This window comes from Acidobacteriota bacterium (assembly GCA_039028635.1).
Taxonomy (GTDB): domain Bacteria; phylum Acidobacteriota; class Thermoanaerobaculia; order Multivoradales; family JBCCEF01; genus JBCCEF01.
In genome coordinates this window covers 25695-34762 of the sequence record JBCCHV010000068.1, presented here as the reverse complement: position 1 = coordinate 34762, position 9068 = coordinate 25695, and the positions used below count along the sequence as shown (strand labels likewise).

General features: G+C 66.0%; 5 protein-coding genes. 2 read left to right on the top strand and 3 right to left on the bottom strand.

Features of this window, described 5'->3' with window-relative positions; all coding sequences use genetic code 11:
• Both AAF604_21540 and AAF604_21535 read right to left on the bottom strand, forming a co-directional pair.
• Positions 1 to 618 (bottom strand): hypothetical protein (locus AAF604_21540; protein ID MEM7052265.1); only part of this gene is annotated, 618 nt, incomplete at its 3' end.
• A gap of 14 nt (positions 619 to 632) precedes the next feature.
• On the bottom strand, positions 633 to 1487 hold the full coding sequence (locus tag AAF604_21535; GenBank protein ID MEM7052264.1) for a hypothetical protein: 855 nt from the start codon (positions 1485 to 1487) through the stop codon (positions 633 to 635).
• A 369-nt stretch (positions 1488 to 1856) separates the two neighbouring features.
• Here AAF604_21535 and AAF604_21530 point away from each other — a divergent pair, with 369 nt between their 5' ends.
• Complete coding sequence (locus AAF604_21530; protein ID MEM7052263.1) at positions 1857 to 4832, top strand: CHAT domain-containing protein; 2976 nt, start codon at positions 1857 to 1859, stop codon at positions 4830 to 4832.
• A gap of 131 nt (positions 4833 to 4963) precedes the next feature.
• Complete coding sequence (locus AAF604_21525) at positions 4964 to 6379, top strand: hypothetical protein (protein MEM7052262.1); 1416 nt, start codon at positions 4964 to 4966, stop codon at positions 6377 to 6379.
• Between the two features lie 50 nt (positions 6380 to 6429).
• Here AAF604_21525 and clpB read toward each other — a convergent pair whose 3' ends face one another.
• Positions 6430 to 9057, bottom strand: a complete 2628-nt coding sequence (clpB, locus tag AAF604_21520) for an ATP-dependent chaperone ClpB (protein ID MEM7052261.1) — start codon at positions 9055 to 9057, stop codon at positions 6430 to 6432.
• Positions 9058 to 9068 lie beyond the last annotated feature (11 nt).

Here is a 9068-nt window from a genome sequence, read left to right as displayed (position 1 = left end):
GTCGAGGGAGGCGAGGTAGGCCTCGACTTCGGCGACGCTCTTTGGCAGCTCGTCCGCCGATCGGTCGCGAATAAGGGCCTGCAGCAGGTCGCGATGGGCGATGGCCGCCTGCTCCGGGTCGCCGGTGCGCTCGGCGGCCGCCAGTCGCACCAAGTGAACTCCGACCAGAAAGGAGCTCTGATCGAGGGCTGTTCCTCGCGTTCGGGAGACCTCCGGATCGCCGAGCTCGATCGCTGTGCCGGGCTCGATCCAGCTCACCCAGTCGTCGGTCCTGGTCAGACCCCGCTGAGGCAGCAGCACAACGACGGCGAGGGCCGCCGCGGCGGCCAGCCCCAAGGCCCAGCGTAGGGTGCCTGGGCTCTTGCGTTCCGGGCGCGCTGGGACGGCGGTGGGGAAAGTCGCTGGGGCGGCTGGAGGTGCCTCTTGGCCTGACTCTTCGGTCGTTATCTCGCGAGCCAGCAGGGCACCGTCGGCGACCGCCTCGCGGCACTCCTCGCAGGCCGTCAGGTGCCGAATCGCGGCTTGGTGCCGATCCTGCGGCAGGCGCCCTTCGACGAAGGCAGCGAGATCCTGGGCATCGAGGCAGGGCGCTGGTTGATCTGGTTGGGCGGTATTCATTTTCGGCTCTACGCTTAAGAAGTCGGACGGCGCTGGAAATTTTGTGTCTTTGTCGACGACTCCCCGCGAGCTGCCGATGGCGGCCTCGGCAGCTCGTCCGCCTCGAGGTCGAAATAGAGGCCCGGCCAGTCCGCGACCTCGGTGAGCTGATCCCAACTCAGCCCTTCATCTTCGCAGGCTTTGCGCAGCCGGTCCAAGAGGCGGCGGCGCTTGGGGTAGAGGCGGGTCCGATCTTCGCCCACCATAGGGGCGATATCGGTGACCCGGACTCCTCGAAAGACCAGCTGAGCGAACAGCAGGTCGACGCCGGTGAGGATGCTCAGAATGCCCTGCAGAATGGTCTCGAAGCGCTGCCGACGGACCTCGAGCTCGGTTTCGGGCGTCTCACCCGGTCGGCGACCGGGAGCCGGATGGCTGTCCAGGAGGTCGTCCGGCACGAGTTGCCGTCGCGCCTGGTCTCGGGTCTCGAGCCAGAGCTCGGCGAGCTCTTGGCGCGATTTGCGACATCCTTCATCGAGGAGCCGTCGGGTCGCCTCCTCCTCGGACATACCTTGGCGCCGCAGATGCTCCAGCTCGATGGCCGTCAGACCGGCCCGCTGAGCGGCGGCGGACGAGCGGTTGAGGCGACCATTCTGTCGCCGGATGAGATCTCGCACCAGGGCGCGGACCACCTGATCGATGAAGCCTCCGAAGCTGCTCTCGGCGCGAAAGGCAGCGACGCGACGATATTCATCCTCGATGAGGAAAAAGTGAACATCCTGGTAATAGTCGTCTCGATCGGCGCCGCGGATGCCATGGCGCGCCAGATTGAGGCGGATACTCCGCTCGATGCGTTCGAAATGCTCCTCGTAAAGCTGAGCTGCCCGCAAAGAACCTCCCAGGCTGGTCGGCGCCTTTCGCCGGGCCTTCCAGCGACCATCGAAATCTCTCGAAAGACCTACATTGAAAGCCTTTTCCCTTGATGAGGATATAGAGGTGCATTATACCTCTCTAAAGTTCTTGGCTTCCGAGGAAAGACCTTTGATCGTGGCCACATGCCGGGTGGTACCGGTCCCGGGTGGCGAGTCGCCTCTGAGCTGGAAGCCGCGCCGGCGCGGGCTTCAAAGGACGCGACCGGAGTCCGTCTTGCTTTGGGAGAGGCAGTAAGTCGGTCGATGGGAGGATCCCGCAGTGGGCTCGAAGAGCGTGACCGATGGCAATTTCCCCGCGTTGCGGAGCTTGAAGTTTGAGGAGAAATCATGAAGGAGCGATCCTTTGGCTGGGTGGTGTTCGGCTCGATCTTGCTGTTGTCGGCTCTCAGTTGTGGTGAAAACAAGGCGTCCGACGATCTGCGGGATTTACGCGCCTGGCTGGAACGCCAAAAGGGAACCCTGCCCCTTTTGACGGACGCCACCCGCCAACTTCCCTCGGATCCAGCCGATGGCAGCTTGTTGCGCGGCCAGAGCTTCGCAGCGGGCGCTTTCCCGGAGCGCGAGGTTGCGGCTCTACTCGACGAGATCGAGGCCGGGGCCGTCGATCCCGGGACCATGAACGCGGCCTCGGTCGCCCTGTGGGCGCGCTTCCTCCATCGCGAATCGATCGCCGATGCCTTTCGATCTCTCGACCTGGCGTTGGCCCTTCCGGAGGAGCCACTCTTTGAGCGCAATCGGGCGGTGATCGCAGGCCAGCTCGGTTTGACTCGCCAGGCTCGCCGGCGCTGGCAGGGACTCCTCGACGATGGCCGATTCGGCGACGAGGCCGCCCAGTGGCTGGCCGAGAAAGATCAGCAACCGCCCCGAGCGGCCCTTTCCGCCGAGTGGCCTGAGCTACTCGAGAACTGGCGCCGAGGTGCTCTCGAGGCAGATCTTGCGGTCGCTCCGAGTCTGGCGTTACGGGTCGCCGATCTCGCCCTCCAAGCCTGGAGCCAAGCACCGACGGGCGCTGCCGGTCGCGAGGCTCTGTCGGTGTTCGAGACCGCTTCCCGGGCTGTGCCGGGGAACGCCTCGATGGTGGCCCTGGCCGACCACCTGAGAAGCTCCAACGACCGGGCCGCTGAGGCCATCTCGCGGTGGATTGAGTTCGAAGGGGCCCTCCTGACCCACCCGCGGAAGGTCGAGCGGGCCAGCGAGCTGATACCGCTGCTGGAGCGCGATATCGCGCGCCTCGACCTGCCCCTGGAGCCGTGGCTGACCTACTACCGCGCCCTGTGGAACTACCTGCGCTGGCATCACGGGGAAACCTTGGCGGGGCTGAGTTCATGGCAGAGCAGCGCCGATGATGGGCGGGTCGGGATTTTGGCCTTGCGTCTCCGCGGTCTGGTGGAGCGGGACCTCGGCGATCTGTCGGCCGGCGTTGGCTTCTTGCGGGCCGCGGGCCGGCTGGCGCAGGAGATCGGCGATGGCGGCGGCCTCGCCGATCAGGAGGCGTCGCTGGCGATCGTCCGGGGTGAATTTCTGCAGGATCTGCCGGGAGCCTGGGAGTCACTGGCCGCGGCCTGGGGGGTGACCTTCGACGAGCTGACCTTCAAGAGTCACTTTCGGGTGATCGAAGCCGCGGAGCGAGTGGCCTCGGCGGCGGGACTGCGGCGGGCGGCGATCGAGGTTCAGGGCGAAGCGGTCACGATCGCTCTCGAGAGCAGCGATGAGCTGCTTGTCCAGGACGGCTATGCCGACCTGCAGAAGGTTCTGTTTCGAGGTGGCCAACGGGAGATGGCGCGGGACCTCGAGGCAGAGCGCCGCAGGGCGGCCGAACGCATCGGCGGCGACGCCCTCCGCGATGCGGTTCGCCTGCAGGAGCTCGGGATGGTGGCGGCCTTCGCCGAGTCGCCGGAGGAAGAGATCGAGCACCGCGGCGAGCGATTGAGTCTGCTGCAGGCGAGGCAGATGTTCGAGGAAGTTCCCTTCGAGCAGGCCGCGCTGGGTTGGGCCTTTCTGCGGGCTGGCGATCTCGACCTGGCGATGGAGCAATTCGAGCAGGCCCGTAAGCAGGTCGAGGAACAGGCCGACAGGCTCGCCAGCCCGATTGACATCGCTTTCTGGGCTCGTCGTGCCCGACCGATCTACGACGGGCTGGTGCAGGGAGCGTTGGAAGACTCCCCGGACCAGGGCGCATTCGAGTTCAGCGAATCGGGCCGCGGACAGGTCCTCCTGCGCGCTTTCGGGGAGCTCGATTCGCCCCGCGAGATCGAGCTGCCGCCGGCAACGGCGGTCCTGAGCTTCCACTGGTTGGGAGCTGGGGGCGATCGGCGACTCTATGGCTGGTGGCTCGACGCCGGAGGACTGCGCACCAAGCTGCTGAGCGCGGGCCAGGGGGCGACGGATCTCGAGGCGACCATTCTCGAGCTGCGGCGCCGAATCGAGAACCCGCGCGCCGAGGAGGAGCACGTCCTGCCGCGGCTGCGCCAGCTCCATAAGGCTCTGATCGCGCCGTGGCTCGACCAGGTCGAGCTCGCCGATCTGGAGCGGTTGGTGATCGTGCCCGACGGCAACCTCTACCAGGTTCCCTTCGCCGCGCTTCTCGGCGAACGCTTCCTGATCGAAGAGGTCGCCCTGGTGGTGAGCCCGAGCGCTGTCGTTTACTCGCAGTTGCAGCAACGCCTCGACCGCCGATCATCCCGCATCGAGGAAGCCTTGGTGATGGCATTCGCGGGTTCCGAGGAGCATGCCCTGGGGCGGCTCGAGTTCGCCGAGGACGAAGCGCGTCTGATTGCCGCCGTCTATGGTGGCCGGCCTCTGCTGGGCGATCAGGCCAGCTTTGACAACCTGGTGGCCGCAGGTGCAGGGTCGCGGTTGCTGCACGTCGCCTCCCACGGCCAGGCGAGCAAGGATCGACCTCTCGCCTCCCGCCTCTTGCTGGCCTCGGCCGACCCGCGTCTTGCCGCGGATCCGGTGAGCGTGGCCCGCCTGCTCGACTCCTCGGGAATCGAGTTCGACATCGTCGTCCTATCGGCCTGCGAGACGGCTGTCGGCGAGGTCACTGCCGGCGAGGGCACGATCAGCTTGGCCTGGCCCTTTTTGCTCAGCGGCAGTCACTCGGTGGTGTCGAGTCAATGGAGGGTTGACGATCGCGAGACTCTCAAGATGATGGCCACGTTCCATCACCAGCTCGCGGACAAGGGGCCGGCCGAGGCCCTTCAGACGGCTCAGGTCGAAACCTTGAATCGTCTTCGGGAGCGCAGCGGGGGAGCCTCGTGGGTGAAGGTCTGGGCGGCCTTCCAGGTTCTCGGCAGCGGGTGAGCCGACGGCCCCCCGCGGGACGGATGTCCTGCGGCCAAGAGCGCACCGCCGGATGATGAAAACTGCTCCCGCTGTCCGATCTTCAGGGCAGTGGAAGCAGTTTTTCGAAGATTGTCCGTGCGGAGGTGAAAGTGACCGGAATAACCCTGAAGATCCTGGTGAGTGGCCTCTTGGCAGTGGTGACTCAGCCGGGAAGCGATGAAGTGACGCTGATTTTTCCCGAGGTCGAGTCCCATGTCGGCCACATCGGGGGCAGCGTGCCCCATCACGAAGCTCTGTTCGCGTTTCGGCATGGCGATCTCGATCCAACAGTCGACGTTGCCTGTGACGACAGCCAGGTCGCTTGGAAAGACGAGGGCGTCTGCTTGCGCCGGCTCGAGCGCGAAGACGTCGACGTGGTGGGGGAACGAGCCAAGAAGTCGGTTCCTATCTGGCATAGCCAGGGCCACCTCCTGAGCCTGCCCGTGTTGTTGAACGCCGAGGCGGCGATCACCGAATCGGCTCTGCTCGCCGTACCGAGTGCCGACCTGGTGACGGCTCGGGGACAGTTCTCCTTCGACTGGGTGGTTCCCTGTGGTTTGGTCGGGGAGCATGGAGACGCTTCCGGAATGGCCACTCAACACTCCTTCACTTTCCATCCGCCGGAGGTGGCTCACTCTCAATTTCTCGCCAACGGGGCGATCTTCGAGGTCGAGCTGCCGGGTGATCGGGTGACCGTCAAGCTGTCCAAGATGGATTCCGAGGTCGAGCAGACGATCCATCTGGTGCCGGACCAGGCCGGCGAAGTGCGAATCGCGCTGATGCATTTGCCGATCGATCTCGATGCGACGATCAAAGCCTGGTTGGGCTCTTCGGGCGCCGCGCACACGACGCTGTCTCACCATCTGGTGGAGTACTGGCAACTGCTCGACAACGGTGCCCGTCGGGGCATGCCGCAGGTCAGCGAAAGCGATGCGGATGCCGGTTTCCCGCTCTCCTGTCGGACCTTCTTCGAGCCGCCGAAGCTCTCCCTGGAGGACCCGAAGTACACCCTGATCGCCGAATCGGCAGGCCTGTGTCAGCACCAGAAACACTGGCTCGATCCCAGTCTTGTCGAGCGCTTCGAATCGCCTCGGTTCCCGCTGGGCTTGGATGATCCTCGGGAAGTAGTTCTGGGGCACCGGCACGCCGCGGCGAGCACGGCGAGCACGGCGAGTGTGGATTTCGACTTCGGGGGACTTCGCGACCTCGACTTGCTGGAAGGATTCAATCCCTACGCCAATGTTCCCGGCGGCTACACGTCTCCAAAGATCCTCGAAGGAGGGTTGAAGGCAGCGCTTGCGATGGCTTGCAGCAAGCACTGCTACATAGAGCCCCAGGGCTGCCAAGCCTCGTGCGTCGGAGGCACCGGGGGAAGCGCAAGTACGCGCCTGTACTATGCCGGGCTCACCGAGCTCCAAGCGATGCCCAAGGAGCAGAAGGCGGAGGAAATCCTCGAGCGCCTGGCGCGGGTCGGACCTCCGATCTGCCCGCTCGCGATCTATTTACCGGCGCGGTCCAAAGAGTAGGCCCGGCGAGCGCGCGGTGAATTACGCCGTGCGCTCGCCCCAAGCCTTCCCTAGGCCACCGCTTCGGCGGTGGCCTGGGCCACCTCGACCTGCAGCTCGCCGTCTTGCAGATCGACCTTCAAGATCGCTCCGTCGGGGACTTCGCCGGCGATCAGGGCGCGGCCGATCTTGGTCTCGAGCTGGCGCTGCAGGTAGCGCTTCAAGGGCCGGGCGCCGTAGACTGGGTCGTAGCCGCTGCGGGCGACGTGGGCGCGGGCGGCGACGGTCATTTCGAGACCGATGTTGCGGTCCTCGAGGCGTCGCCGCAGGTCCCCCAGGAGGAGCTCGACGATCTGCTCAATCTCGCTCAGGGTGAGGGCCTTGAACAGCACCGTGTCGTCGACGCGGTTGAGGAACTCCGGCCGGAAGTGTCCCCGCAGATCGGCCATCACCGCGTCCCTGGCCGCTTCGGAGATCTCACCGCTGGCGGTCATGCCTTCGAGCAGGTGGGGCGAGCCGATGTTCGAGGTCATGATGATGACGGTGTTCTTGAAATCCACCGTGTGCCCCTGGGAGTCGGTGACGCGACCGTCGTCGAGCATCTGTAGCAGAACGTTGAAGACGTCCGGATGGGCCTTCTCGATCTCGTCGAACAGAATCACCGAGTAAGGCTTGCGCCGCACCGCCTCGGTGAGCTGGCCACCCTCCTCGTAGCCGATGTACCCCGGTGGGGCACCGATCAGTCGCGACACGGCGTGCTTTTCCATGTACTCGCTCATGTCGATGCGGACGACGTTCTCCTCGCTGTCGAAGAGGGCTTCCGCCAGGGTCTTGGCGAGCTCCGTCTTGCCGACGCCGGTGGGGCCGAGGAACAGGAACGAGCCGATCGGGCGGCGCGGATCCTTGATTCCGGCACGCGCCCGGATGACCGCGTCCGCCACCCGCTGCACGGCTTCGTCCTGTCCGATCACCCGGCGATGCAGGATCTCGTCGAGACGTAGCAGCTTGTCGCGCTCGCCCTCGACCAGGCGGGTGACCGGGATGCCGGTCCAGCGCGAGACGATCTCGGCGACCTCGTCGTCGGTGACCTCTTCGCGCAAGAGCTGGCCGCCGGTGGCCTGCTTGGCCGCCAGGCCCGCCTCGCGCTCTTCGAGCTGAGCCTGGAGTTGGGGCAGCCGGCCGTGCTGAAGCTCGGCCGCCTTCTGCAGGTCGTACTCGCGCTCGGCGGTCTCGATCTCACGCCGCACCTGCTCGATCTCCTGGCGCAGCTGCCGCACTCCTTCGATGCTCTGCTTCTCGGCTTCCCACTGGGCGCGCATGGCGTCGGCCTGGGCCTTGAGGTCGGCGAGCTCCCGGCGCAGGGCCTCGAGGCGCTCGCGGCTGGCACGATCCTTCTCCTTGTCGAGGGCCGCCTCCTCGATCTCGAGGCGCATCACCTTGCGGGTGACCTCGTCGAGCTCCGCCGGCAGCGAGTCGATCTCGGTGCGGATCATGGCGCAGGCTTCGTCGATCAGGTCGATCGCCTTGTCCGGCAGAAAGCGGTCGCTGATGTAGCGGTTCGACAAGGTCGCCGCCGCCACCAGCGAATTGTCCTGGATGGCGACGCCGTGATGCACCTCGAAGCGCTCCTTGAGGCCGCGCAGGATCGAGATGGTGTCTTCCACCGTCGGCTGGTCGACCTGAATCGGCTGGAAGCGGCGTTCGAGGGCGGCGTCCTTCTCGATGTGCTTGCGGTACTCGTCGAGGGTGGTGGCGCCGAGGCAATGGAGCTCGCCGCGGGCCAACATCGGCTTGAGCAGATTGCCGGCGTCGGGGGAGCCTTCGGTCTTGCCGGCACCGACGATGGTGTGGAGCTCATCGATGAACAGCAGGATCCGGCCGTCGCTCTCCTTGACCTCGTTGAGCACCGCCTTGAGGCGCTCTTCGAACTCGCCGCGGAACTTTGCGCCGGCCAGCAGGGAGCCCATGTCGAGGGAGAAGATGGCGCGATCCTTCAGCCATTCGGGCACGTCGCCGCGCACGATGCGCTGCGCCAAGCCTTCGACGATGGCGGTCTTGCCGACCCCCGGCTCTCCGATCAGGACCGGGTTGTTCTTGGTCTTGCGGGACAGGATCCGGATCGCTCGCCGGATCTCCGCGTCGCGGCCGATGACCGGGTCCATCTTGCCGCGTCGCGCCTCGGCGACGAGGTCGACGCCGTACTTCTCGAGGGCCTCGTAGGAGCCCTCCGGGCTGGCGCTGGTCACCCGCTGAGAGCCGCGCACGGCAGTGAGGGCGGCGAGAAAGGCGTCGCGCCCGAGGCCGGCGTCGCGCAGCAGTTGTCCGACGGCGCCGCCGCCATCGATCAGAGCCAGCATCAGGTGTTCGACGGAGACGTAGTCGTCCTTCAGCCGTCGGGCTTCGTCCTCGGCTCGCACCAGACGCTGCTGCAGCTCCTCGGTGAGATAGATCTTGCCCGCTTCGGCGCCCGGGCCGGAGACCTGCGGGCGCTTGGTCAGGGTCGCCTCGACCTGCGCTGCCAGGGGCTCGACGGCGAGCTCCATGCGCGCCAGGAGGCGGGGAACCAGGCCTTCCGCCTGCTGCAGCAGGGCCAGCAGAAGGTGCTCCGAATCGACCTGCTGGTGACCGAAGCGCACCGCCGAGGTCTGGGCGGACTGCAACGCTTCCTGAGACTTGAGTGTCAGTCGGTTGATGTCCATGGTCTATCTCT

What these genes read in the sequence shown, in the direction of transcription:
- AAF604_21530 (MEM7052263.1), top strand. Translation starts at nt 1,857, where the DNA reads ATGAAGGAGCGATCCTTTGGCTGGGTGGTGTTCGGCTCGATCTTGCTG.
- clpB (MEM7052261.1), bottom strand. Translation starts at nt 9,057, where the DNA reads ATGGACATCAACCGACTGACACTCAAGTCTCAGGAAGCGTTGCAGTCC.